The sequence below is a fragment of the Massilia phyllostachyos genome (assembly GCF_021044825.1).
GTDB classification, from domain to species: domain Bacteria; phylum Pseudomonadota; class Gammaproteobacteria; order Burkholderiales; family Burkholderiaceae_D; genus Telluria; species Telluria phyllostachyos.
Genome location: NZ_JAJNOC010000002.1, coordinates 366820 through 390746 on the forward strand (window position 1 = coordinate 366820; position 23927 = coordinate 390746).

Genomic DNA, 23927 nt, shown 5'->3' on the forward strand with positions numbered 1-23927 from the left:
TCGTGTGGGGAGTGTCCGGGTCCGACATTAGCGCGAAGGGCAGGCGCGCGACGACCGGCGGAAGTCAGTTGACGAGCGCCGGATAATCGAGGTGGCCGCGCGCGCCGCCGCCGTAGAAGGTGAACGGGTCCGGCGTGTTGTACGGGCCGCCGCGGCGCATGCGCTCGACCAGGTCGGGGTTCGCGATGAAGGGGCGGCCGAAGGAGACCATGTCGGCCATGTTCGAGGCCAGCAGCTGCGCGCCGGACGCGGCGTCCAGGCCGCCGTTGGCGATGATGGCGCCGCCGAAGCCGGGGCGCAGGATGCGCAGGATGACCGCCATGTCCGGCTGGCCGGCCCAGGCATTGGTGTCGGCCGCGTGGATGTACGCCACGCCGGCGGCGTCCAGCAGGCGCGCGACGCGGGCATAGGTCGCCTCGACGTCGGGATCCGGCGCATTGTTATAGCCGGCGAAGGGCGACAGCCGCACGCCGACGCGCCCCGGCGGCAGCTCTTCCAGCACGGCTTGCAGCACCAGGTCGAGGAAGCGCACGCGGTTCTCCAGGCTGCCGCCGAACTCGTCGTCGCGACGCTTGGTATGGGGCGACAGGAACTGCTGCGGCAGGTAGCCGTTGGCGGCGTGGATCTCGACGCCGTCAATCCCGGCGCGCGCCGCATTGCGCGCGGCGACGCGGAATTCGTCGATCGCGGCGTACACCTCGGCGCTCGTCATCGCGCGCGCCGGCGAAGCCGCGATGCGGGTGTACTGGCCGTTGGCCAGCGTGCCATAGGCCTGCAGCAGATGCAGGTCCTCGTTGACCTCGGAGGGCGCGAGCGGCGTGCGGCCATCGAGCAGGGCGTAGGAGCTGACCCTGCCGCTGTGCCACAGCTGGGCGAACAGCGTGCCGCCGGCGGCGTGCACCGCTTCCATGACGCGCTTCCAGCCGGCCACCTGCTCCGGCAGGTAGAGGCCGGGCGCCAGTTCGAAGGCCGCCGAGTTGGGCGAGACGTTGACGGCTTCGCTGACGATCAGGCCGGCCGAGGCGCGCTGGGCGTAGTAGGCGGCATTGTCGGCGGTCGGCACGCCGTCGTGGCCGGAGCGCGAACGGGTCACCGGGGCGGCGGCGACGCGGTTGGGAAGATCGAGGGCGCCGAGGCGGATCGGGTCGAACAGGCTGGTCATGGCGGGGCTCCTTGTTGAGATATCCGCACTGTAGCCGCGACCTGGCCCCCGAATATCCATCCGGGGCCGATAACAGTATTGCGTGACGAGCAAAGCCGGAAGGGTGTCAGGCCGCTTGAAGTCCCATGATCCGGTCGCCCATCCAGCGCCCCCGCTCGGTCAACGCGCGGCCGTCGCGCAGCTGCAGCGTTTCCCAGTGCCCCAGGCGTGCGTCGATCCGCAGGTCTTCTTGCACCAGCGCCTGCGCCAGCGCCAGGGCGTTCGACGCGGCCTTGGCCGCGCCGCCCGCCGTGTGGGGCCGCGGCAGGAAGGCGGCGTCGCCGAGCAGGATCACGCGCCCGAACACCATGCGCGGCACCGCCAGGTCGGCGATCGCCTGGATGAAGGGCTCGGCGGTGACGTTCACCAGTTCCCGGAATTGCGGAGCCAGCCATTCGTCCGCCTCGCGCCGCAGCCGCGCCGCGGCGGCATCGCCGAGGGCGCCCGGCGGCAGCGAGAACGGGTGCGGCCGTCCATCGCGGCCGGTGAGCAGGGCCGGCAGCTCCGCCGCGCTCACCTTGCGGTACCAGACCCAGTTCCAGCGCCGTATTCGTGCGCCGCGTGGCAGGCACCGGCGGCGCGGTGCCGGCCGATGTCCTGGCGGCGCTGAAGTCGGCCGGCTACAGCGACGCCCAGGTGGTGGACACGCTGCTGGCGGTGGCGAGCATCACCTTCACCAACCTGTTCAACCGCGTCAACGATACGACCATCGATTTTCCTTCAGTCACGTGATGCCTGACGTGCACCCCGTCCCCGGTCCGACGGTCCCGGTTTTCGCCTGGAACGAGCGTGACGACGACATCACGCTCCAGGAAAAATCGTTCGCCACCCGACTCCGTTACCGGACTAACAGACCGCCCGCTACGCGCTTGCTAGAGTCGATTGCTTACCCATTCCCACAGGAGTTAACGTGATTACGGCAAAAGGCTACGGCACCAAACATTCCTTCACCGACCTGAAACCGGTGCAGTTCGAGCGCGAGGAAGCGGGCGCGCACGACGTCGAAATCGAGGTCCTGTTCTGCGGCGTCTGCCATTCGGACATCCACCAGGTCAAGAACGAATGGTCGAACACGGTCTACCCCTGCGTCCCGGGCCATGAAATCGTCGGGCGCGTGCGCAAGGTGGGCGCGCACGTGAAGGCGCACGCCGTCGGCGACCTGGTCGGGGTCGGCTGTATGATCGACAGCTGCCGCACCTGCGATCCCTGCCGCGGCGGCGAGGAAAACTATTGCGAAAGCCCGAACAGCTGGCTCGCGACCTACAACGGCCCGATGGTGCCAGCCAAGGAAGCCGACGGCCAGAACATCTACGGCCGCGACAACACCTTCGGCGGCTATTCCGACGTGGTGGTGGTCAACGAAGACTTCGTGCTGGCGATTCCGGCCGGGCTGGCGCCGGAAGCGGCGGCGCCGATCCTGTGCGCCGGCGTGACCACCTGGTCGCCGCTCAAGGAGTGGGGCGTGAAGGCGGGCGACAAGGTCGGCGTGCTCGGCTTCGGCGGCCTCGGGCACATGGCGGCCAAGCTGGCCAAGGCGCTGGGCGCCGAGGTCACCGTGTTCACCCGCGACAAGGAAAAGCTGGAAGAGGCGCAGCGCCTGGGCGTGACGGGCGTGCTGGAGGACGACGACAAGGCATTGGAAAAACTGGCCAACAGCTTCGACTTCATCCTGTCGACGGTGCCGGAAAAGCACGACGTCAATCCCTTCGTCGAACTGCTCAAGCGCGATTCGACGCTGTGCGTGGTGGGCGCGCTCGAGCCCTTGAAGCCGATCGACAACCAGGCCCTGGCCTTCCACCGCAAGCGCGTGGCCGGCTCGCTGATCGGCAGCCTGGCCGAGACGCGCGAGGTGCTGGCATTCTGCGCCGAACACGGGATTGCGCCGGACATCGAGATCATCCCGATCCAGCAGATCAACGAGGCGTACAAAAAGGTCGAGAAGGCCGACGTGCGTTTCCGCTACGTGATCGACATGGCCAGCCTGAAGGACGAGAAGTCGGACTTCGGCAGCATCTGATCGGCTGCCACCGCCGTTATTGCATCTCCTGCGGCCTCGGCTCGGAAGTGTTGGCGGCGATGGGGCGGATCTGGGTGCCCTGGTGTACGGTGACGCGCCAGCCGTCGGGGGAGCGGGTCCAGATGCGCACGTAGCGGCCGCGCTGCGGCGCCGCCTGGTCGAGCGCCACGGACCGGTAGGTGCCGGTGACCACGGCGGTGCCGCCGTCGTTGGCGAGGCGAATCTCCATCTCCTCGATACCGTAGTTGCGGATGCGGTACTCGTCGCGCGCCAGCGCCTGCAGGAATTCGGTCTTGGTGCGCACCCGGCCGTTGGTTTCGACGTGATAGTAGTCGCCGCCGATCAGGCGGCGCAGCGTATCGACATCGCGTTGGATCAGGGCCTGGGCCCGCAGGCGCTCGGCTTCGCGCACGCCGGCCGCGCCCTGGCCGCTCGGCGCCGCTCCCATGACCCGCGCGGCGGAGTCGGACACGGCCTGCGAGGCCGCGGCAGGTGAGGGCAGGCAGGCGAGGCAAAGCGCAAGGATGGTCAAGGTGCGCATGGCGATTCCAGAATGACGGCGTGCACCGATTATAGGATCGCGAGCCGTGGGTAAATGTCACGGATTATCTCGGCTTCGACACATTGTTGGTGTTGGAGACACTGTAATTTTGTGTAGGTAATTGCAAATCTGTTACAGTCTCGCCTACAGCACTTCTTTCCGCGCACCATTCGACCCGAAGAACGTTTATGCCAGCCGCCCCTCTGCCTCCTGACGAACTCGACCGCCTTTCGATGCTCGGCGCCCTCGACCTGCTGGATTCGCCGCCGGAACCCGTGTTCGACCGCATCACCCGGCTGGCCAGCCGCCTGCTGGACGTGCCGATGGCGATGTTCTCGCTGGTCGACGCCGACCGCCAGTACTTCAAGTCGCGCGTCGGCATGGACGATGACCAGTCCCCGCGCGAATACGCCTTCTGCGCCCACGCGATCGGCATGACCAAGCCGCTGGTGGTGAACGATGCGCGCCAGGACCAGCGCTTCAGCGACAACCCGCTGGTCTACGGGCCGCCGAATATTCGTTTCTATGCCGGGGTGCCGATCCGCACCACGGCCGGGCTGGCGATCGGCACCCTGTGCGCGATCGACACCAGGCCGCGCGAACTGAGCGCGGAAGAGGCCGAGGTGCTGAACGACCTGGCGACCATCCTGACCAAGGAAGTGCAGTACCGCGAACGGCTGGCGATCGCACGCGAGCAGCTGGAGCAGTCCAGCGCCGTGCTGGGCGCCAGCGAGGCGCGCTTTCGCACCATCTTCGACATCGCCAGCGTCGGCATCGCGCTGGTGGCGCCGGACGGCGGCTGGATCAGCGTCAACCGGGCGCTGTGCGAGCTCATCGGCTACGCAGAGGAAGAGCTGTGGGGCCTGACCTTCCAGCAGATCACCCATCCGGACGACGTCGCCCTCGACCTGGGGCTGCTGGAAGAGCTGAGCAGCGGCCGCCGCACCCAGTACCAGATGGAAAAGCGCTACATCCGCAAGGATGGCAGCACGGTGTGGATCAACCTCAACGTCTCGCCCAAGCGCAACAGCCTGGGGCAGGTCGAGTACTACGTATCGGTGATCAAGGACATCGACGCGCAGAAGCGGGCGCAGCAGGAACTGACCGCACTGAACGCCGAACTCGAAGACCGGGTGACCGAACGCACCGCCGCCCTGCGCGCCAGCGAGGCGCGCCTGTCGAGCGTGATCGAGAACGCCACCGACGCCTACATCAGCCTCGATGAAACCGGGCTGGTGACGGCCTGGAACCGCCAGGCCGAGGAAACCTTCGGCTGGCCGCGCCTTGACGCCATGGGCCGTGGCCTGGACGAATTGGTCGTGCCGCCGGAACACCGCGAACGCTACCGCGACGCGCTGCGCGGCTGCCAGTACATGCGCGCGGTGCCGCTGGACGAGCGCCTCGAATTGCCCGCGGTGCGGCGCGACGGCTCGACCCTGACGGTGGAGGCGCGCATCCAGGCCCTCGAACTCGAGGGCGGCACCGTGTTCAGCGCCTTCCTGCACGACATCACAGAGCGCAAGCAGCAGGAGGCGCGGCGCGACTACGAGAGCCGCCACGACGCGCTCACCGGCCTGCAGAACCGGCGCGCCCTGATGGAGGCGCTGCCGATTGCGCAGGCGCGCGCCAGCCGCAGCGGCAAGACGGTCGGCATGCTGTTCATCGACCTGGACGGCTTCAAGGCGGTCAACGATTCCCAGGGCCACGAGGCCGGCGACATCCTGCTGGGGGTGGTGGCCGAGCGCCTGCGCGCCGGCGTGCGCCGCACCGACAGCGTGTTCCGCCTGGCGGGCGACGAGTTCACTGTGCTGCTGGAAGACCTCGCCGACACCTTCGACGACGCCCACATGGTGGCCGAAAAGCTCATCAACAGCATCTCGGAACCGGTCGAGCTGCCGGGCCGCGCGGTGCGGGTGCGCGCCAGCATCGGCATCGCGCTCGACGTCTCGGGCGGCACCCGCCAGCCCGAGGAACTGCTGAAGGAAGCCGACCACTTCATGTACCAGGCCAAGAAGGCCGGGCGTGGCCGGGTGTGTTCTTCCAAATACTCCTGCTGATCTCCTTCTGCCGCGCTTTTCCTTTCAACTGCCGACCGGAGCCGGCCGGCAATGCTCTGGTCAGCGCAGCCGCAGGTCGGCCCAGCCGATCGGCTCCGCGATGAATACCGTGTCGCAGGCCGTGGCCGGATAGGAAAAGTCGAAAGCCACCTTGCCCGCGCTGTCGACGCCGAGCAGGCGCGCACTGGTGCGCGCATTCAGCACCGAGTAGGCGACCAGGTAGTTGCCGGGGGTGGCTTCGTAGACGCTGGAGCAGATGTCCGAGAACAGGGTGCGCTCGCGTTCGTAGCTCCAGACTTCGCGCGCGGTGCCGGCCTTTTCGTCGATCGCATAGCGAGAGGGCATGCTGAAGGTGCGGGTGGCGCCGCGCGGCGCCCCGGGCGGCGAGTTCAGGCTGCCCAGGCCATTATTGAACAGCAGCAGCTCGCCGTTCGGCGTCACCGACAGGGAGTGCTGGCCGATCGGCGCCTTGCCTTCCACCAGGCGCAGGGCGAGGGCGCGCAGCGACGGATAGTTCACGTACCAGTGCTTGCTGGTGTCGCCCAGCAGCCAGCGGATGGCGCCGCTGTCGTAGTCGATCTTGACGACGAAATTCTCGCGGCTCGACAGCAGCAGCGAATTGTCCGCAGGATTGTAGATGGCCGAGTTCATGTGGAACCAGTCCTGGCCGTCGCGCACGAAGTTGGAGGGGTCGTCGCCCTTTGATCGCATGTAGGCGGCGAAGATGCGGCCGAGGTCCCATTCGCGCAGCACCTGGCCGTCCTTGTCGATCTCGGCCAGGATCGATTCCCAGCGGGGCACCCCGTCGCGCACCGCGTCGAGTTCGGCCAGCATGCCGGTCTTGCCGGGTGAGAGGTCGTGGTGGAACTGGGTCCAGAGCGCGCCGCTGGGCGAGGGGCCGAGGGGCATGGAACCGAGGACACCACCGATGTCCAGGCGCGACAGCACCGGCGTAGTCTGGCTGCCGAAGTAGAAGGCGTCCGGCCCGAACAGCGACGAGGTGGAGTTGCCGAGCGCGGTCGCGGTCCAGCGCATGTGGCCATCGGTGTCGACCACCACCGGCGCGGTGCGCCCGTTCTTGATCAGCATGAAGTCGAAGCCGGGTGCGCGGCTGGCGTTGCGGGCGACGCCGATGTCGGGCCGGGCATACACTTCGCCGGGCCCGGCATGGGCGCCGGTCGCGACATCGACCCGCCACGCGTGTTTCGAGCCGTCGCGGAAGGTCGCCGTCAGGTCGACCCGGTTGGTGTGCGAGGCGTACAGGCCGATCAGCGGGATGGCCAGCCGCCTGGCATTGCTATCGTAGGCGCCGCGCCGGTCCAGCCAGCTGCGTTCGTAGCTGGCGGCCAGCGGCCGGGACGCCGTGCCCGGCAGCGGCGTGACGCTGTAGGCGACCGAGGCCAGGTCGCTGTAATTGGCGAGCCTGAAGCTGAGGTCGGCGATGAAGACCGTGACGCCCGGCGCCTGGCGCACCTCGCCGATCTCGGCCTGCTCGGCCTGGGTGCGGTGCTCATTTTCATCGTCGTCACGGCCATGGCAGCCCGACAGCACCAGGGCGAATAGGAGTGGCAGAAGCAGCGCCAGGCGAAGAGGAGGAAAAAGGGTCGGTTGCGGGCGGAGGTGCATGGGCGCTCCCAAGGGTTCGTATGGTTGAGTGTTCCGGATTCGATCGCCAAGCTGTTCTTTTAGTTCGGCCCGGATGCGTGCGCCACTGATGGGCTCAAGAGAGACGTGGACCGCAGACAAAAAGGTGCTTGACCTTCCCATCGTGGGAAGGAATATCCTGTAGGGATGAAGACAATGAACATGAACACCGCGCCAGGCGTCTTGCGCATCGCGGGCATGACGTGCGCCTCCTGCGTCGGGCGGGTCGAGAAGGCGCTGCGGGCGGTGCCGGGCGTGACCGATGCCAGCGTCAACCTGGCAACCGAGAAAGCGAGCGTGCGCGGCGGCGATCCCGAGGCCTTGCTGGCCGCGGTGCGCGCCGCAGGCTACGAGGCCTTCCCGGCCGATGGGGCGGCGCCGGCGCCCGGCGATGAAACCGGGACCTTGCCCACCTGGTGGCCGGTGGCCGCGAGCGCACTGTTGAGCCTGCCCCTGCTGCTGCCGATGCTGGCCCAGCCCTTCGGCCTGGCGTTCAGCCTGCCCGGCTGGCTGCAGCTGCTGCTGGCGACGCCGGTGCAGTTCTGGCTGGGGGCGCGTTTCTACCACGCCGGCTGGAAGGCGCTGCGCGCGGGGAGCGGCAATATGGATCTGCTGGTGGCGCTCGGCACCAGCGCCGCCTGGGCCTTGTCCGTGTACCTGCTGCTGCAGCCCCACGGCCATGGCGCGCCGCACCTGTACTTCGAATCCTCGGCCGTCGTCATCACCCTGGTGCTGCTCGGGAAATGGCTGGAAGGGCGCGCGAAGGGCCGCACCGTGGCCGCGATCCGGGCGCTGCAAGCCCTGAAAAGCGAGGACGCGCTGGTGCGCCGCGAGGGCGCGGACGTGCGCATCGCGCTGGCGGAGCTGCGGGTGGGCGACCTGATGGTGCTGCGTCCGGGCGAACGGGCGCCGGCCGACGGCGTGGTCGAGGAGGGCCGCAGCCACCTGGACGAGTCGCTGCTCACCGGCGAGAGCCTGCCGGTGGCCAAGGCGCCGGGAGACCGCGTGGCCGGCGGCGCGGTGAACGCGGACGGCTTGCTGCTGGTGCGCGCCACGGCGGTGGGCGCGGCCACCATGCTCGAGAACATCATCCGCCTGGTCGAGGATGCGCAGGCCGCCAAGGCGCCGATCCAGCGCCTGGCCGACCGGGTCAGCAGCGTGTTCGTGCCGGTGGTCCTGCTGATCGCCTTGATCACCCTGCTGGGCTGGGGATTCGCGAACGGCGACTGGGAAGCGGCGTTGCTGAACGCCGTGGCGGTGCTGGTGATCGCCTGTCCCTGCGCGCTGGGCCTGGCGACGCCGACCGCGATCATGGTCGGCACCGGCGCCGCCGCGCGCCACGGCATCCTGATCAAGGATGCGGTGGCGCTGGAAACCGCCCATGCGGTCAGCGTAGTCGTCTTCGACAAGACCGGCACGCTGACCGAGGGCAAGCCGGCCCTGGCGGCGGTCGAGGGCGATGCGGACCGGGTGCTGGCGCTGGCCGGCGCCGTGCAGCAGGGCAGCAGCCACCCGCTGGCGGGCGCGGTGCTCGACGCGGCGCGCGCCCGCGATCTGGCGCCGGCGCCGGCCGCGAATGCGCAGGCGCTGCCGGGACGCGGCGTGCGCGCCGAGGTCGACGGCGCCACGGTCTGGCTCGGCAATGCCGCCCTGATGGCGGAACTTGGGGCGGAAACAAACCGGTTCGCGCAAGCGGCGCATTCCCACGAGGCGCTCGGGCGCACCGTGTCCTGGCTGGCGCGCCAGTCAGGCGCCGTGCCGGAAGCGATCGGCGTGCTGGCCTTCGGCGACGCCCTGAAACCCGGCGCGGCGGCGGCGGTCAAGCGCCTGCAGGCGGCCGGCATCGAGACCGTGCTGCTCACCGGCGACAATGCCGGCGCGGCGCGCCTGGTGGCCGGCCGGCTCGGCATCGCGCGCTGGCACGCCGGCATCCTGCCGGGCGACAAGGCGGCGCTGGTCGCCGGCCTGAAGGAGGGCGGACGCACGGTCGCCATGGTCGGCGACGGCATCAACGATGCGCCGGCGCTGGCCGCGGCCGACGTCGGCATCGCCATGGCCGGGGGCCTGGACGCCGCGATGCAGGCTGCGGGCGTCACCCTGATGCGCGGCGACCCGGGCCTGGTCGCGGATGCGCTCGCAGTGTCGCGGCGTACCCACGCGAAGATCCGCCAGAACCTGGGCTGGGCCTTCGTCTTCAATGTGGTCGGCATTCCGCTGGCCGCGCTGGGGCTGCTCAGCCCGGTGCTGGCCGGCGCGGCGATGGCGCTCAGCTCGGTGAGCGTGGTGAGCAATGCGCTGCTGCTGCGGCGCTGGCGGCCGGCCGCAAACGATGTGATCAACGGGGCGGAAACGCCCCTTCAACCAGGAGAAAACACAATGATGGAATTGACGGTGGACGGCATGAGCTGCGCGCATTGCGTGGGCCGGGTGACGGAGGCGGTGCAGGGCGTGGACGCGGCCGCGAAGGTGGACATCGACCTCGCCAGCAAGCGGGTCAGCGTGGACAGCGGCGCCGACCCGGCGCGGATCGCGGCGGCGATCGATGCGGCCGGCTACCCGGTGCTTGCGTCGGACGGTTCGACTAACCGGTAGGCAACACTCCGCGACGACTTTGGGATATATTCTAATGGAAATTAATTAGACTCACGGGCCTGCGGGGCGGACAGTCCGCCACGGCAGGCTTCGGCCAGGCTGGCCGGCATACCAATGGGATCCACGATGCGATACGGCGTGCTGGCGGAACCGGCGGACCTGGCGACCCATCCGCCAACCGGCGGGCAGATGCGCACGGTGGTCGTCGTGCCGCTCGGCCTGGGCCTGCTGTGCGCGCTGCTGGCGCCGCTGGCCGGCCGGGCGATGCCGGCCGTGCCCCAGTTCGTGCCGGTGGCGCAGTCGATCCTGGTCGGCAGCAACCTCCTGACCGGCATCCTGCTGCTCGGCCACGTGCACACCAACCGCTCGTGGTCGCTCGGCATCCTGACCCTGGGCTACCTCTTGACGGCGCTGATCGCGCTGGCCCACATGCTGACCTTCCCGGGCCTGTTCTCGCCGCACGGCGTCCTGGGCGGCAACAGCCAGACCACGCCCTGGCTGTTCATGGTCTGGCATGCGCTGTTCCCGCTGTTCGTGCTCGGCTACGCGCGGGTCTACCGGCGCGCGCTGCCCGACCATTTCATGCGGGTCGGCGTTCTGCTCACCATCCTGTTCGTCTCGCTCCTGGTGCTGCTGTGCACCACCGGCGCGCCCTACCTGCCGGTGCTGATCGAACAGCATCGCTTTCAACCTTCCTAACGCGTGCTGGGCGGCGCGGTGCTGGCGCTGTCGCTGTTCGCGCTGTGGCGCATCAGCCGCAAGCGCCCGCGCGCGCTGCTCGACCTGTGGCTGATGGTGGCGATGGCGGCCTGGGTGGCCGAGGTGATGCTGTCCTGCCTGTTCAACACGGGACGCTTCGACCTCGGCTTCTACGCCGGCCGCCTGTACGGGCTGGCGGCCTCGCTGCTGGTGCTGGGTGCGGTCGCGATCGACAATATCGCGCTGCACGCGCGCCTGCGCCTGACCTTCGAGAAGATGCTCGAGACCCAGGCGCGCGCACGCTGGCAAGGCCTGCTTGGTTCGGTGCTGCGCCAGCTGCCCGACGGCGTCCTGATCGTCGACCGCGAGGGACGCTGCGTGATGGCCAACGAGCAGGCCGAGCAGATCGAGGCGCGCTTCGAACATGCGGCGGGCGACGGCACCCTGGGCCCGGCGGCGATGCTGGCGCAGCTGGGGGAACCGGTGCGGCGCGCGCTCGAGGGCTGCGCCTTCCGCGAAGTGTCGCTGGACAGCGTGGCCGCCGACGGCCGCCGGGTGTATGCGGTGAGCGGCGCGCCGCTGCGCGACAGCGGGCCAGAGGCGGCGGCGGTGATCGTCCTCGACGACATCACCGCGTCGACCCAGGCCAATGCGGCGCTGGCGCGCGCCCTCGACCAGACCCGCTACCTGATCGAGAACACGCCGTTAGCGGTGATCGAATGGGACCGCGACTTCATCATCCGCCTGTGGAACCGGCGCGCCGAAGAGCTGTTCGGCTGGACCGCCGGGGAAGCGCTCGGCCGGCGCATCGACGCGCTGCCGGTCGTGCACGAGGACGACGCCGGCAAGGTGGCGCAGGCGATCGGCCGCCTGCTCGATTCGGCCACCCGCTACGTCGAGTCCAACAACCGCAACCGCACCCGCGACGGCCGCATCCTGTGCTGCGAGTGGTACAACTCGGTGCTGCACGACGAGGGCGGCGCGATCCACCGGGTGTTCTCGCTGGTGCTTGACGTCAGCGAGCGCGAGGCGGCGATGGAGCAGCTGAAGGAAGCCGACCGCCGCAAGGACGTCTACATCGCCACTCTGGCGCACGAGCTGCGCAACCCGCTGGCGCCGATCGCGAATGCCGCCTCGCTGCTGCGCGGGCGCGGCCTGGCCGCCGAGCGGGTCGAGTGGATCGCCGCCATGGTCGGGCGCCAGGCCGCGCAGATGTCGCGCCTCTTGGACGACCTGCTCGACGTCACCCGCATCAGCCGCGGCAAGATCGAACTGCGCCGCGCACCGCTGGAACTGGGCCGCCTGCTGCGCGACACCCTGCAGACCAGCATGCCGCTGATCGAAACCGGCCGCCACACGGTGGAGCTCGACCTGTGCGACGAGCCGGTCTGGGTCGAGGCCGACGCCCTGCGCCTGACCCAGGTGCTGGCCAACCTGATCAACAATGCGGCCAAGTACACGCCGCCGGGCGGGCGCATCGCGATCCTGCTGAAGGAGCGTGACGGCGAGGCGCGGGTGGAAGTGCGCGACAACGGCGTCGGCATCGAGCCGGAGATGGTGGAGCGGGTGTTCGACGCCTTCGTACAGGTGAGCAGCGCCAGCCACCTGGCCCAGGGCGGCCTAGGGATCGGCCTGTCGCTGGCGCGCGGGCTGGTGGAGCTGCATGGCGGGCGCATCGCGGCGCGCAGCGATGGGCCGGGGCAGGGTGCGGTCTCCACGGTGTGGCTGCCGGCGATACCGGCGCCGCTGCCGGCGCCCGGTGCGTTCGAGGCTGGCAGAGCGCCGCCGCGGCTGCGCAAGACCATCCTGGTGGCGGACGACAACGCCGACGCGGCCGAGTCGCTGGCCTGGCTGCTGCGCTCCGAAGGGGCGACGGTGGACGTGGCGCACGACGGGGCGCGGGCGGCAGGAAGACCGGGCGGCCTCGTTCGCCGCCGGCTTCGACGAGCATTTCACCAAACCGGTGGCGCCGCAGGAGTTGATCGACCTGCTGCGGCTGTTGTAGGGTGGGCGGAAATGCATGCTACAGGGAAGCCCGCCCACCCGACCATCAGTGGCTGTGCCCTGATGGCTTCTTCGCCTTGTACTCCACCGTTCCCGTCGCCGGCTTGTCGGGCGCCATCGGCGCCTGCGGCACCTCGCCCGTCCACTCGCGCGCCACGGTGCCGGCCGGGTGCCGGTACCACCCCGGATCCCGGTAATCCCCGCGCGCCAGCCCCTCGCGCACCTTCAGCATCGTGAACATGCCGCCCATCTCGATGTTCCCGAACGGCCCCTTCCCATCCATCATCGGCAGCGTGTTCTCGGGCAAGCGCATCTTCATGTCGCCCATCGAGCCGCCGCGGTCGCCCATCACCATATAGCCGGGCACGAGGTTGTTGATCTTGCGCGCCACGCCGCGGTGGTCGACCCCGGCCAGGTTCGGCACCTCGTGGCCCATGGCGTTCATGGTGTGGTGCGACTTGTGGCAATGGAAGGCCCAGTCGCCCGGATTGTCGGCCACGAATTCGATCGCGCGCATCTGGCCGACCGCGACGTCGGTGGTGACTTCCGGCCAGCGCGCGCCGGGCGGCACCCAGCCGCCGTCGGTGCCGGCCACTTCGAAGCGGTGGCCGTGCAGATGGATCGGGTGGTTGGTCATGGTCAGGTTGCCGACGCGGATGCGCACCTTTTCGCCCAGGCGCGCCACCATCGGGTCGATGCCGGGGAAGACGCGGCTGTTGAAGGTCCACAGGTTGAAGTCGAGCATGGTGTTGGTGCGCGGCGTGTAGCTGCCCGGCTCGATGTCGTAGGACGAGAGCAGGAACACGTAGTCGCGGTCGACCGCGTGCTGCCTCGGGTCCTTCGGGTGGGTGACCCAGAAGCCCATCATGCCCATCGCCATCTGCATCATCTCGTCGGCGTGCGGGTGGTACATGAAGGTGCCGGCGTGGCGCGCGACGAACTCGTAGACGAAGGTCTTGCCGGGTTGGATAGCGGGCTGGGTCAGGCCGGACACGCCGTCCATCCCGCAGGGGAGGATCTGGCCGTGCCAGTGCACGCTGGTGATCTCGGGCAGCTTGTTGGTCACGAAAATGCGGACGCGGTCGCCCTCGACCACTTCGATGGTCGGGCCCGGGCTCTGGCCGTTGTAGCCCCACAGATTGGCCTGCATGCCGGGGGCGAGTTCGCGCACCACGGGTTCGGCCACCAGGTGGAATTCCTTGACGCCGTCCTTCATGCGCCAGGGCAGGCTCCAGCCGTTCAGGGTCACCACCGGGTTGTAGGGGCGGCCGTTGGGCGGCGCGAGCGGGGCGGCGGTGCTGCTCGACGACTGCACCGGGGCTTCGGGCAGCGCGGCGGCGCCGGCGCGGCTGACCAGGGAGGCGCCGAGCATGGTGGCGCCGGCGTTGGCGAGGAAGTGTCTGCGCTTGTTCATTGCTGCGGTTCCTGTCGTTCGGTCGATGCCGGCTTGCCGCCGAGGGCGCCGTCGAGGGCGGCGTCGGCGAGCCAGAAGTCTCTCAATGCGTCGATGTAGCTGCTCACGGCCTGTGCCTGTTCGCGCGCGTCGAGCAGCAGCTCGAAGGGGCTGGCCAGCATGCCGTTGTAGCGCAGCAAGGTCTCGTCCGCGATTCGCTTGCGCAGCGGGATGACCTCGTCGCGGTAGTGGCGCGCCAGGGCGTAGTTCGTGCGGTAGGCGAGGTAAGCGTCGCGCGCCTCGCTGCGGGCGGTGAGGGCGGCGTCGGCGACGCGGTGCAGCGACTGCATGTAGACGCTTTCCGCGCGCGCGACACGGGCGCCGCCCCAGTCGAACAGGGGCAGTTCCAGGCTCACCTCGTAGCCGGTGGCGCGCGCGGCCCCACGTTCGCGCTTGTCCTGCCAGCCGATGTCCAGCACGTTGACCATGCGGGTGGCGCGGGTCAGGCCCAGGTCCGCAGCGGTGTGTTCGGCCTGGATGCGCGCGGCCTGCACGTCGAGGCGCCGTTCGAGCGCGGCTTGCTCGATGCGCGCCAGCTCGCGCGGCGTGGCCGGCAGCTCGGGCAGGCGCTCGGGCAGCGCATAGCCGGCCTGCCTGCCCCACAGGCCGAGCTGGCGCGTGAGCGCTTCGCGCAGCTGGGTGGCGTCGCGCGCGGCGCGCAGCACGGCGGCGCTGGCCTCGGCGTGCTGCGCCTGTTCGCGCGCCAGGTCGAGCCGGCTGGCGTTGCCGGCCTTGACCATCCGTTCCATCAGTTCGGCAGCCGCCTCGGTGGACGCGTTCACCTGGCGCGCATAGGCCAGGCTTTGCTGCGCCGCCACCGCCTCGACCCAGGCCTTGCGGGTGGCCAGCAGCTGCGCTTCGATGATCGCGGCGATCCTCAAGCGGGTCTGCTCGACGCGGCGCGTCTCCATCCGGCTGCGCAGCGGCATGGTCAAGAGACCCGCCAGGTCGAAGCCGACCGCGCGTTCCAGTTCGCGCTCGCCGCCGCCCGACAGGCGCGAAAAACCGAAGGAGGGGTTGCGCAGGCGCGAGGCCTGGGCCAGGTCGGCCTGGGCGATGCCGGCTTCCCAGAAAGTGGCCTGCAGGCCCGCATTGTTCAGCAGGGCGACCTGGAGGGCGGCGTCCATGCTCAGGGGGCTGGCCAGCAGGGCGTCGGTTTCCCGCGCGACGGCCGGGTCGCCGGCGCGCTGCAGGCGTGGCGTGACGCCGGTGCGCGCTTCGACCTGGCGCGCGATGTCGCTTGCGGCGCCCTGCGGATCGGTGCTGGCGCAGCCGGCCAGCAGCAGGACGGCGCCGGTCATGAGAAGGGCGCGCATCAGTGATCCTCCTTGTCGCCGTGGGCGTGCGGCGCTTCCTTCGGCGCCGGGCGCTCGGGCATGGTCAGCATCATCGGGTTGTAGCTGCGCACGGTGCGGTTGGCCTCGATCCAGTGACGGTCGGGCGTGGTGGATGGCACGTCAGGGCGGCGGTAGGCCGCGGGCGGGACATAGCGCGTTTCCGGAACCTCGGCGCTGGCCTGGTCGGGACGCGGGGCGTTGCTGTCCTGCGCAGCGCAGGCGGGCGCGGTCAATGCGGCGGCGAGCAGCAGCGCCGGCGATAGCGGGTGGTGCATGGTGAACCTCGTTCGGATGAATGCGGGACGGCCGCGCGCACGCGGCCGGACGAATCAGGCGAGGCGATGACGGGGAGGTCGGTCCGGCAGGTCGGGGTCGACGGCCGCGATGGGCGCCGGGGTGCTGGCGGGACGCGGGCCGCGCGGGCGTTCGCTGCCGCCGGTGTCGGGCAATGCCGGGGCGATGGCCGCGCCGACCGAGCAGGCGGCGCAGTCGCCGCGGCAGTTGCCATATTTCTTGTGGCCGGCTTGCGAGTCGGCGTCCGCTTTCTGCGCGCTCCCGTGGCAGGGCGGGGTGGTGACGCGCTCGGGCTGCCCGACGCCGTGGGCGCAGGCCATCGCCGCCGCCGCGTAACCCTGGAACGGGACCGCCAGCAGCACGAACCAGACCAGCAGGGTACGGGCAAGCATCTTCACGCCGCGATTCTAGCATGGGTTTTTACAACAGCCGATGCTTGATAATTTGCTAATACCCGGACTGGCTGCTAGTATCGCCCGATCCCCCCAGGAGGCCCACGATGGCGCTACTTCTCCGCTTGTTCAGCCCGCGGCGCAGGAAAACCCAGATGGATGTCGCCGGCCGCGCCGCCGAGGTGGTGGTGCAGGTGCTGTACGACGTCGGCGTCGACCGCTTCCTGGCCGGCAGCATGCTGCTGGACCGGCGCCTGCGCATCTGTTTCTACGCGGCGCCGCCGATCGAGTCGCCGATCTTCCTCGCCAAGGTGCCGGTGCGGGAGCTGACCCAGGCGCGCGCCTTCGCGGCCCGGGTGGAGGCCGCCGGCTTCGACGCCGCCCTCGAACGCCACGTGGCGGCCCTGGTCGAAGAGCTGATGGACGCACTGTGCAAGCACGCCCCCGGCCTGCGCGCCTTGCCGCGCGAGCGCGGCAGCGAGGACTGAGCGTGCGCGCCGCCGCGCCGGGCGGCGCTATCCTCTTGTACAACATCATTGACCAGGCAAGGCCACCATGAGCGTCCGTAACCTCGAGCACCTGTTCGCACCGGCATCGGTGGCCCTGATCGGGGCCTCGGAGCGGCCGGGCAGCCTCGGGGCGACCCTGCTGCACAACCTGCTGGCGGGCGGCTTCACGGGCGAGATCTGGCCGGTCAATCCCAAGTGCGAGACCGTGGCGGGACGGACCTGCTACGCCGGCGTGGCCGAACTGCCCGCGGCGCCGGCGCTGGCCGTGATCTGCACGCCGCCCGCGACGATCCCCGCCATCGTGCGCCAGCTGGGCCAGCGCGGCACGAAGGCCGCGGTGGTCCTGAGCAGCGGCGTCGACAGCCGCCCCGGGCGCGGACGCAGCCTGCGCCAGCAGATGCTGGACGCGGCCCATCCCTACATCCTGCGCCTGCTGGGCCCGAACAGCGCCGGCCTGCTGGCGCCTGGCCGCGGCCTGAACGCGAGCGTGGCGCCGGCCAGCGCGCTGCCGGGGCGGATTGCCTTCGTATCGCAGTCGGGCGCCCTGATGTCAGGGGTGCTGGACTGGGCGCGCATGCGCGGCATCGGCTTTTCCCACTTAATCGCGCTGGGCGACGCGCTGGACGTCGACCTGGGCGACGTGCTCGACTACCTGGCCAGCGACGGCGGCACGCAAGCCATCCTGCTCTACGTGCAGGACCTGCGCTATGCGCGCAAGTTCATGTCGGCGGCGCGCGCGGCGGCGCGCAGCAAGCCGGTGCTGGTGCTGAAGGCCGGGCGCGAGGAGGACGGCTTGGCGGCCGCCGCCAGCGAGAGCGGGGCCCTGGCCAGCAGCGACGACGTGTTCGACGCCGCGATCCGGCGCGCCGGCATGCTGCGCGTGCACAGCACCGAGCAGCTGTTCTCGGCCGCCGAGACCCTGGCCTACGCGCGCCCGCTGCATGGCGAGCGGCTGGCCATCGTCAGCAACGGCGCCGGCCCCGGCGTGCTGGCGCGCGATGCGCTGGCCGACGGCGGCGGGGTCGAAGCGGCGTATGCCGACGCGACCATCGCGCGGCTCGAGCCCCTGCTGGCCCCCGGCTGGCGGCGCGGGAACGTGGTCAACCTGCGCGGCGCCGCGCCGCCGGAACTGTACCGGCAGGCCATCGAGATCCTGCTGCAGGACCCCGGCGTGGACGCGGTGCTGGCGATCCAGTCGCCCACCGCGACCGTGGCCAGCCGCGACGTCGCCGACGCGATCGCGCCGCTGGTGCGCACCGCGTCCAAGACCCTGCTCTCGTGCTGGCTGGGCGGGGAGGCGGTGCGCGAGGCGCGCGCCATCGCTTCCGGCGCGCGGCTGCCGGCCTTCCGCACGCCGGAAGACGCGGTGGCCGGCTTCCTGCAGCTGGTCCAGTACCGGCGCAACCAGAACCTCCTGATGGAAGTGCCGCCCTCGATGGCCGGCACCGTGGCGCCGGACCGCGCGGCGGCGCGCGCCCTGGTGAAGGAAGCGATCGCCGCGCGCCGCTATCTGCTGTCCGACCCCGAGACCAAGGCCATCCTGCGCACCTACGGGCTGGCGGTGGTCGAGACCCGCAGCGCCGCGAGCATCGAGGAGGCAGTGGCGGCGGCCGAGCGCATCGGCTATCCGGTGGCGGTCAAGATCCTGACGCCCGACGTGATGCACAAGTCCGACTTCGGCGGCGTGACCCTGGACCTGGACGGCGCGGAAGCGGTGCGCGCCGCGGCCGGTCGCATGCGCCGCCGGCTCGAGGAGCTGTTCCCGCAGGCAAAGTTCGAAGGCTACTCGGTGCAGAAGATGGCGCGCAGCAGCCATGCCCACGAACTGATCGTCGGCGCGGCGCTCGACCCGGTGTTCGGGCCGGTGGTGGTGTTCGGGCAGGGCGGGGTGGCGGTGGAAGTCACCGACGACCACTCGGTCGGCCTGCCGCCGCTGAACCTGGTGCTGGCGCGCGACCTGGTCGACCGCACCCGCGTGGCGCGGCTGCTGGCGGGCTACCGCGGCCGCCCCGCGGTGAACATGGACGCGCTGCTGGCCTCCTTGGTGCAGGTCTCGCGCATGGTCTCGGACATCCCCGAGATCGTGGAACTCGACCTGAACCCGCTGCTGGCCGACAGCAAGGGCAGCGTGGTGCTGGACGCGCGCATGCGCCTGGCGCTGGCCGACCGCTCGGGCAGCACCCTGGACCGGCTGGCGATCCGCCCCTATCCGCGCGAGCTGGAACAGACGATCGACTGGAACGGCGGCCCGCTGCTGCTGCGCCCCATCCGCCCCGAGGACGGCCCGGCGCACGTGGCCTTCTTCAACGCGCTCACGCCGGACGACGTGCGCTACCGGATGTTCGTGCGCATCCGCGAACTGCAGCCCTCGCAGCTGGCGCGGTTCACCCAGATCGACTATGACCGCGAAATGGCCTTCATCGCCACGCGTCCCAATGCGCAAGGGGTGGCGGAGACGCTGGCGGTGGGCCGCGTGGTGGCCGACCCGGACAACATCACGGCCGAATTCGCGGTGACGGTGCGCTCGGACCTGAAGGGGCTGGGACTCGGGAAGATCATGATGCAAAAGCTGATCGACTACTGCCGTTCGCGCGGCACGCGCGAGATCGTGGGCGAGGCGCTGCCGCAGAATTCGCGCATTACCGGCATGGTCAAGAAGCTCGGCTTCACGGTGCGGACCAAGGACGAGGAAGGCATGCGCGAGCTGCGCCTCATACTGTGATGAAATATTATTTCACCAAGGCCTTCTACATGAAAGAATATTTCACCGGCGGAAACGCACGTCTTCCTGCACCACCTTGGCCTCGCCCTTCGGTTTCTTCGGTTTCTTCGGCTTCTTGACGATCTTCCCGCCCGCCTCGGTGACGGGCACGCGATGGTCCGGCTCGAAGCCTGGCTCTTCCACGCGCTCGAGCGTCTGCCGCGTCAGCGCCTCGATCGCCGCCAGCTGCTCGACCTCGTCCGCGCACACCAGCGACACCGCCTCGCCCGAGGCCCCGGCGCGCCCGGTACGGCCGCTGCGGTGCACGTAATCCTCGGCCACGATCGGCAGGTCGACGTTGACCACCACCGGCAGGTCGCTGATGTCGAGCCCGCGCGCCGCGACGTCGGTCGCCACCAGCACTTTCACTTCGCCCGCCTTGAAGCGCTCCAGCGCGCGCAGGCGCGCCGGCTGCGGCTTGTCGCCGTGGATCGCGTCGGCGGCGATGCGCTTGGCTTCCAGCAGGCCGACCAGCTCGTCCACGCCCTTGCGGGTCCTGGCGAAGGCCAGCACCTGCGGCCAGTCGTGTTTCTTCAGCAGGTAGAGGAACAGTTCCGACTTGCGCTTCTTGTCCACCGGGACCAGCCACTGCTTGATCGCCGACGCCGTGGTGTTGCGTGGCGTCGCCTCGATGCGCACCGGCTCGCGCAGCAGGCGGTTGGCCATGGCGCGGATCTGGTCGGAGAAGGTGGCCGAGAACAGCAGGGTCTGGCGCTTCTTGGGCAGCGCCGCGAACACCTGGTCGAGTTCCTTCGAGAAGCCGAGATCGAGCATGCGGTCGGCTTCGTCCAGCACCAGGGTCTGGACTTCGTTGAAGGTCACCGCGTTCTGGCGATGCAGGTCGAGCAGGCGCCCCGGCGTGGCGACCAGCACGTCGACGCCCTTGCGCAGGTTCATCATCTGCGGATTGATGCTGACGCCGCCGTAGGCCACCATGGTGCGCAGCGGCAGGCCGGCGCCGTAGGCCTTGAAGCTCTCGTGCACCTGCTCGGCCAGCTCGCGGGTCGGCACCAGCACCAGCGCGCGCGCCGAGTTCGGGCTGACCTTCGAGGTCTTCTTGACGAGGCGCTGCAGGATCGGCAGGGCGAAGCCGGCGGTCTTGCCGGTGCCGGTCTGGGCGGCGGCCATCACGTCCTTGCCCGCGAGCACGGCGGGAATCGCCTGCTCCTGGACGGCGGTCGGGGTGGTGTAGTCGAGCGAAACGAGGGTCTGAACGATCTGGTCGATCAGTCCAAGCGAAGCAAAGGTCATGGGAAACTTACGGCGAATAAATGAACAGGCCGCAGTTTACCAGTCAATGTGCCGCTTCAGTGTGCGACGACGATCGACAGGTCGACGATGGGCTTGGCGGGTTCGCGCTGGTCCTTGCAGCCGGCGAGTGCCAGCGTGGCAAGGACGAGCACGGGAAACAGGACGCGGCGCAGGTGCATGACGGCTCCTCGAAGTGAGTCTCCATCATACGCCAGACCGCGCCCGGCTACATACAATTTTGCTATCAGAAGCTGTAAGAGACGCTGGCGCGCAGCACCGGATACACCTTGAAGTCGTCCGCATCCTTCTGCAGGTCGGCGCGCTCGATGGCGACGTCGCGCGCCACGTTGCCGCAGACGGTGTTCGAGAAGGTGCAGCCGAGCGACACCAGCTTCACGCGCGCCTTGCCCTGGTAGACCGCGCCGACGTCGGCCAGGAAGTTCAGGCGCTTGTTCGGGGTGAGGGCGTTGCCCCAGCCGATGCCGAGGTAGGGCGCGGCGCGGCGGAAGGTGATCTCGCCGTTGAGCGTGCCGACCTGGGCCGCCGTGTAGGTGTTGCCGTTGAGGGTGAAGCTGCCGCCGGCGTTCGGCTTGCCCTGGGCGGTGACCTTGTTGCCGTTGTAGACCAGGCCGCCGGTCAGGTGGAAGCTGCTGTTCGACAGGACGTACCAGTCGAACAGCACGTCGAAGCTGCGCAGCTTGGCGTCCGCGGTGTAGTCGACGTTGCCGGAGCGCTTGTCGAAGTCGTGCTTGAAGTAGTTGGCGCCGAAGCGGCCGTTCAGGGTGCTCTCCATCGGGACCACCAGGTGCAGGCCGGCGCCGGTGGTGCCGGCATCCAGAGTGACTGCGGCGCCGACCTGGGCCTGGGCCGCGCTGCCTGCCGCGAGAGCGGCGAGGGCGAAAATAATGTGCTTGCTTGCCATGCTGGATAAAACCTTTATGAGTTGCGATCAACCCGGCATTGTAGCGGCTGGTTTTCGTGGCGGCGAGCAACTCTCTCCAAGGTGAGGGGTGGGCGCAACGCTTTTTCGTTCGCGCCGGCCCCGGTTTCGTCGCCGCCATCCCGTCTCCGTCGCATAATGTCACCCGGCAATGAAGACCGGGACTAATCTGGCGCTGCCCTGACTACTGAAAGAACACCATGATTTCGAGCTCGTTTCATCTGATCCGCATCCTGGCGGCCTGGATGGTGCTGTACATCGCCTTCTGCATTTTCCTGGCCGAGACCGCTTTCCAGCACGACAACCCGGGCGGCTGGTTCGCCCTGGGCGGCCTGGCCTTCGGCATGTGGGTGCTGTCCGGCGTGTTCACCCACATCCGCCGGGTGCGCCTGGTGGCCGGCGTACTGAATAGCGGCACCTTGTCGAACCGCCAGCGGCGCCAGATCGAGATCCCCTTCGAAGCCGGCGAAGCCTTCGACCTGATCGACGCCGCCATCCGCGAACTGCCCGGTTCCGTGATCACCCACAGCACCCGCGACAGCCTGCAGGTGCGCGCCAAGGTCACGCGCATCGATCCCTACGGCGGCGAACCGCGCACCGAGAACCCGACGGCCAGCTGGGCGCTCGACCATGTCGGCGCGCGCCGCAACCAGATCCTGGCGACCGTGACGCCGAACGGCGACGACGCCGGCAGCGTGACCCTGCTGTGCGAGCCGGAACGTCCGGTGTGGACCGACCTGTTCCTGGTCGACCACGGCACCAACCTGGAAAACGCCGAGGCCATCGTGCGCGCCGTCACCCGCCGCATCGCCGAGCGCCGCCGCGGCGAAGCGGCCAGGGTACGCCAGACCGCCACCGAGAAGGAACTCACGGTCGCGAAACTGAACCTGCTGCACGCCCAGGTCGAGCCGCACTTCCTGTACAACACCCTGGCCAGCGCCCAGGTCCTGACCCGCAGCGACCCGGCGCGCGCCGACGAGATGCTGGGTAACCTGATCCAGTACCTGCGCCACTCGCTGCCGCGCACCGAGGACGCGCCCTCGACCATCGGCGAGGAACTCGAACGCGCCCGCGCCTACCTCGATATCCTGAAGATCCGCATGGGCCCGCGCCTGCAGCTGCAAGTGGACATGCCGGATGCGCTGCGCGGCGTGCTGTTCCCGACCATGATGCTGCAGACCCTGGTCGAAAACGCGATCAAGCATGGGCTGGAGCCGAAACCGGGCGGCGGCACCGTGTGGATCCTGGCGCGGCAAGTCGACAGTGCGGTGGCGGTGACGGTGGCCGACGACGGCCGCGGCTTCACCGCGGAAGGCGGCGGCACCGGGGTCGGCCTGCGCAATGTGCGCGAACGCCTGCGCCTGGCCTACGGCAGCGCGGCCGGCTTCTCGATCGTCGCCAACTTTCCGAGCGGCGTGGCCGCGACCATCACCGTGCCGCACAATGTGGGAGCCCATCATGCCTAAATGTGTGATCGCCGAAGACGAAGCGCTGCTGCGCGAATCGCTGGTCCAGCTGCTCGGCCAGGTGTGGCCGGAACTTGAGATCGTCGCCGCGTGCGAGGATGGCGGCAGCGCGCTGGAAGCCATCGCGGCCCACGCGCCGGACGTCGCCTTCCTCGACATCCGCATGCCGGGCTTGAGCGGGCTGGAAGTCGCCTCGAGCATGCTGGAGGCCGGGATAAGGACGGAGGTGGTGTTCGTCACCGCCTACGACCAGTACGCGATCGACGCCTTCGAGCGCGGCGCGGTGGATTACCTGCTCAAACCCGTGGCGCGCGAGCGCCTGGCCGGAGCCGTTGGGCGCCTGCGCGAACGGCTGGCGCGCGGCGGCCAGGATCTGCGTCAGCTGCAAAGCCTCTTGCAGCGGCTGCAGTCGGTCGCCCCGCCACAACCGGCCACGCCGCCGCTGGTCTGGCTGACGGCCAGCCGCGGCCAGGAGACGCGCCTGATCCTGGTGGACGACGTGGCCTACTTCCAGGCCGACAGCAAGTACACGGTGGTGATGACGGCCGACGGCGAAGCCTTGTTGCGCAAACCGATCCGCGACCTGCTCGAGGTGCTGGATTCCTCGATGTTCAAGCAGATCCACCGCTCGACCATCGTCAACTTGCGCTGCGTGGCGGGCGTGACGCGCGACGAGAGCGGGCGCGGCACCCTGCGGCTGAAGAACCGGCCTGAAACGCTGTCGGTCAGCCAGCCCTTCATGACCCTGTTCCGGAACATGTAAGGAGAT

At 69.5% G+C, this 23927-nt stretch carries 20 protein-coding genes and 1 pseudogene; 10 read left to right on the plus strand and 11 right to left on the minus strand.

Annotated features, from left to right (window positions below):
- Positions 1-64: 64 nt before the first annotated feature.
- On the minus strand, positions 65-1162 hold the full coding sequence (locus tag LQ564_RS08630; protein ID WP_231057697.1) for an alkene reductase: 1098 nt from the start codon (positions 1160-1162) through the stop codon (positions 65-67).
- A 106-nt stretch (positions 1163-1268) separates the two neighbouring features.
- Positions 1269-1718, minus strand: coding sequence for an FAD binding domain-containing protein (locus LQ564_RS08635; protein WP_231057698.1), 450 nt, complete (start codon positions 1716-1718; stop codon positions 1269-1271).
- A gap of 35 nt (positions 1719-1753) precedes the next feature.
- Here LQ564_RS08635 and LQ564_RS08640 point away from each other — a divergent pair, with 35 nt between their 5' ends.
- Both LQ564_RS08640 and LQ564_RS08645 read left to right on the plus strand, forming a co-directional pair.
- Positions 1754-1933 (plus strand): carboxymuconolactone decarboxylase family protein, encoded by a 180-nt coding sequence (locus tag LQ564_RS08640; protein WP_231057699.1) that lies wholly within the window; start codon positions 1754-1756, stop codon positions 1931-1933.
- 178 nt (positions 1934-2111) lie between these two features.
- Positions 2112-3218 carry an NAD(P)-dependent alcohol dehydrogenase gene (locus LQ564_RS08645; protein ID WP_371873443.1) on the plus strand — a complete coding sequence of 369 codons (1107 nt, stop codon included), beginning with the start codon at positions 2112-2114 and terminating at the stop codon, positions 3216-3218.
- 16 nt (positions 3219-3234) lie between these two features.
- Here the strand turns inward: LQ564_RS08645 and LQ564_RS08650 are convergent, their stop codons facing one another.
- A complete protein-coding gene (locus tag LQ564_RS08650; protein ID WP_231057700.1) occupies positions 3235-3759 on the minus strand; it encodes a nuclear transport factor 2 family protein in 525 nt (174 codons plus the stop codon).
- 188 nt (positions 3760-3947) lie between these two features.
- Between LQ564_RS08650 and LQ564_RS08655 the strand changes: the two genes are divergently transcribed.
- On the plus strand, positions 3948-5816 hold the full coding sequence (locus tag LQ564_RS08655; protein ID WP_231057701.1) for a PAS domain S-box protein: 1869 nt from the start codon (positions 3948-3950) through the stop codon (positions 5814-5816).
- Positions 5817-5876: 60 nt separating this feature from the next.
- Here LQ564_RS08655 and LQ564_RS08660 read toward each other — a convergent pair whose 3' ends face one another.
- Positions 5877-7442 (minus strand): aryl-sulfate sulfotransferase, encoded by a 1566-nt coding sequence (locus LQ564_RS08660; RefSeq protein ID WP_231057702.1) that lies wholly within the window; start codon positions 7440-7442, stop codon positions 5877-5879.
- A 180-nt stretch (positions 7443-7622) separates the two neighbouring features.
- Between LQ564_RS08660 and LQ564_RS08665 the strand changes: the two genes are divergently transcribed.
- From LQ564_RS08665 to LQ564_RS08675, 3 genes and pseudogenes are all read left to right on the plus strand, one after another.
- On the plus strand, positions 7623-10052 hold the full coding sequence (locus LQ564_RS08665; RefSeq protein ID WP_231057703.1) for a heavy metal translocating P-type ATPase: 2430 nt from the start codon (positions 7623-7625) through the stop codon (positions 10050-10052).
- Between the two features lie 114 nt (positions 10053-10166).
- On the plus strand, positions 10167-10751 hold the full coding sequence (locus LQ564_RS08670; protein ID WP_231057704.1) for an MASE4 domain-containing protein: 585 nt from the start codon (positions 10167-10169) through the stop codon (positions 10749-10751).
- Positions 10752-11027: 276 nt separating this feature from the next.
- Positions 11028-12473 (plus strand): annotated as a pseudogene (locus LQ564_RS08675) (sensor histidine kinase); the annotation flags it as partial.
- 328 nt (positions 12474-12801) lie between these two features.
- Here LQ564_RS08675 and LQ564_RS08680 read toward each other — a convergent pair.
- The 4 genes from LQ564_RS08680 to LQ564_RS08695 are packed head-to-tail and all read right to left on the minus strand — an operon-like array spanning position 12802 to position 16231.
- Positions 12802-14169 carry a multicopper oxidase family protein gene (locus LQ564_RS08680; RefSeq protein ID WP_231057705.1) on the minus strand — a complete coding sequence of 456 codons (1368 nt, stop codon included), beginning with the start codon at positions 14167-14169 and terminating at the stop codon, positions 12802-12804.
- Positions 14166-15524, minus strand: a complete 1359-nt coding sequence (locus LQ564_RS08685) for a TolC family protein (RefSeq protein ID WP_231057706.1) — start codon at positions 15522-15524, stop codon at positions 14166-14168. The genes LQ564_RS08680 and LQ564_RS08685 overlap by 4 nt, the downstream gene beginning before the upstream one ends.
- Positions 15524-15820, minus strand: a complete 297-nt coding sequence (locus LQ564_RS08690; RefSeq protein WP_231057707.1) for a hypothetical protein — start codon at positions 15818-15820, stop codon at positions 15524-15526. The genes LQ564_RS08685 and LQ564_RS08690 overlap by 1 nt, the downstream gene beginning before the upstream one ends.
- Before the next feature lie 54 nt (positions 15821-15874).
- The gene (locus LQ564_RS08695) at positions 15875-16231 is read right to left on the minus strand and encodes a hypothetical protein (RefSeq protein ID WP_231057708.1); all 357 of its coding nucleotides are present in this window, start codon (positions 16229-16231) and stop codon (positions 15875-15877) included.
- 107 nt (positions 16232-16338) lie between these two features.
- Between LQ564_RS08695 and LQ564_RS08700 the strand changes: the two genes are divergently transcribed.
- Both LQ564_RS08700 and LQ564_RS08705 read left to right on the plus strand, forming a co-directional pair.
- The gene (locus LQ564_RS08700; protein ID WP_231057709.1) at positions 16339-16719 is read left to right on the plus strand and encodes a hypothetical protein; all 381 of its coding nucleotides are present in this window, start codon (positions 16339-16341) and stop codon (positions 16717-16719) included.
- Positions 16720-16786: 67 nt separating this feature from the next.
- Complete coding sequence (locus tag LQ564_RS08705; RefSeq protein WP_231057710.1) at positions 16787-19462, plus strand: bifunctional acetate--CoA ligase family protein/GNAT family N-acetyltransferase; 2676 nt, start codon at positions 16787-16789, stop codon at positions 19460-19462.
- A 42-nt stretch (positions 19463-19504) separates the two neighbouring features.
- Here the strand turns inward: LQ564_RS08705 and LQ564_RS08710 are convergent, their stop codons facing one another.
- From LQ564_RS08710 to LQ564_RS08715, 3 genes are all read right to left on the minus strand, one after another.
- Entirely contained in the window at positions 19505-20752 is a 1248-nt protein-coding gene (locus LQ564_RS08710; protein ID WP_231057711.1) for a DEAD/DEAH box helicase, read from the minus strand.
- A 56-nt stretch (positions 20753-20808) separates the two neighbouring features.
- A complete protein-coding gene (locus LQ564_RS25825) occupies positions 20809-20931 on the minus strand; it encodes a hypothetical protein (protein WP_269143482.1) in 123 nt (40 codons plus the stop codon).
- A 65-nt stretch (positions 20932-20996) separates the two neighbouring features.
- Positions 20997-21674: a hypothetical protein gene (locus LQ564_RS08715; protein ID WP_231057712.1), complete on the minus strand. Its 678-nt coding sequence runs from the start codon at positions 21672-21674 to the stop codon at positions 20997-20999.
- Between the two features lie 218 nt (positions 21675-21892).
- Here LQ564_RS08715 and LQ564_RS08720 point away from each other — a divergent pair, with 218 nt between their 5' ends.
- Positions 21893-23158 (plus strand): sensor histidine kinase, encoded by a 1266-nt coding sequence (locus LQ564_RS08720; protein WP_231057713.1) that lies wholly within the window; start codon positions 21893-21895, stop codon positions 23156-23158.
- Complete coding sequence (locus LQ564_RS08725) at positions 23151-23921, plus strand: LytR/AlgR family response regulator transcription factor (protein WP_231057714.1); 771 nt, start codon at positions 23151-23153, stop codon at positions 23919-23921. Before LQ564_RS08720 ends, LQ564_RS08725 begins: the two co-directional genes overlap by 8 nt.
- Positions 23922-23927: the final 6 nt, after the last annotated feature.

Coding starts and splice junctions, on each gene's coding strand:
- LQ564_RS08630 (WP_231057697.1), bottom strand. CDS start 1,162: ATGACCAGCCTGTTCGACCCGATCCGCCTCGGCGCCCTCGATCTTCCC.
- LQ564_RS08650 (WP_231057700.1), bottom strand. CDS start 3,759: ATGCGCACCTTGACCATCCTTGCGCTTTGCCTCGCCTGCCTGCCCTCA.
- LQ564_RS08655 (WP_231057701.1), top strand. CDS start 3,948: ATGCCAGCCGCCCCTCTGCCTCCTGACGAACTCGACCGCCTTTCGATG.
- LQ564_RS08660 (WP_231057702.1), bottom strand. CDS start 7,442: ATGCACCTCCGCCCGCAACCGACCCTTTTTCCTCCTCTTCGCCTGGCG.
- LQ564_RS08665 (WP_231057703.1), top strand. CDS start 7,623: ATGAACACCGCGCCAGGCGTCTTGCGCATCGCGGGCATGACGTGCGCC.
- LQ564_RS08670 (WP_231057704.1), top strand. CDS start 10,167: ATGGGATCCACGATGCGATACGGCGTGCTGGCGGAACCGGCGGACCTG.
- LQ564_RS08680 (WP_231057705.1), bottom strand. CDS start 14,169: ATGAACAAGCGCAGACACTTCCTCGCCAACGCCGGCGCCACCATGCTC.
- LQ564_RS08685 (WP_231057706.1), bottom strand. CDS start 15,524: ATGCGCGCCCTTCTCATGACCGGCGCCGTCCTGCTGCTGGCCGGCTGC.
- LQ564_RS08690 (WP_231057707.1), bottom strand. CDS start 15,820: ATGCACCACCCGCTATCGCCGGCGCTGCTGCTCGCCGCCGCATTGACC.
- LQ564_RS08695 (WP_231057708.1), bottom strand. CDS start 16,231: ATGCTTGCCCGTACCCTGCTGGTCTGGTTCGTGCTGCTGGCGGTCCCG.
- LQ564_RS08700 (WP_231057709.1), top strand. CDS start 16,339: ATGGCGCTACTTCTCCGCTTGTTCAGCCCGCGGCGCAGGAAAACCCAG.
- LQ564_RS08705 (WP_231057710.1), top strand. CDS start 16,787: ATGAGCGTCCGTAACCTCGAGCACCTGTTCGCACCGGCATCGGTGGCC.
- LQ564_RS08710 (WP_231057711.1), bottom strand. CDS start 20,752: ATGACCTTTGCTTCGCTTGGACTGATCGACCAGATCGTTCAGACCCTC.
- LQ564_RS25825 (WP_269143482.1), bottom strand. CDS start 20,931: ATGCACCTGCGCCGCGTCCTGTTTCCCGTGCTCGTCCTTGCCACGCTG.
- LQ564_RS08715 (WP_231057712.1), bottom strand. CDS start 21,674: ATGGCAAGCAAGCACATTATTTTCGCCCTCGCCGCTCTCGCGGCAGGC.
- LQ564_RS08720 (WP_231057713.1), top strand. CDS start 21,893: ATGATTTCGAGCTCGTTTCATCTGATCCGCATCCTGGCGGCCTGGATG.
- LQ564_RS08725 (WP_231057714.1), top strand. CDS start 23,151: ATGCCTAAATGTGTGATCGCCGAAGACGAAGCGCTGCTGCGCGAATCG.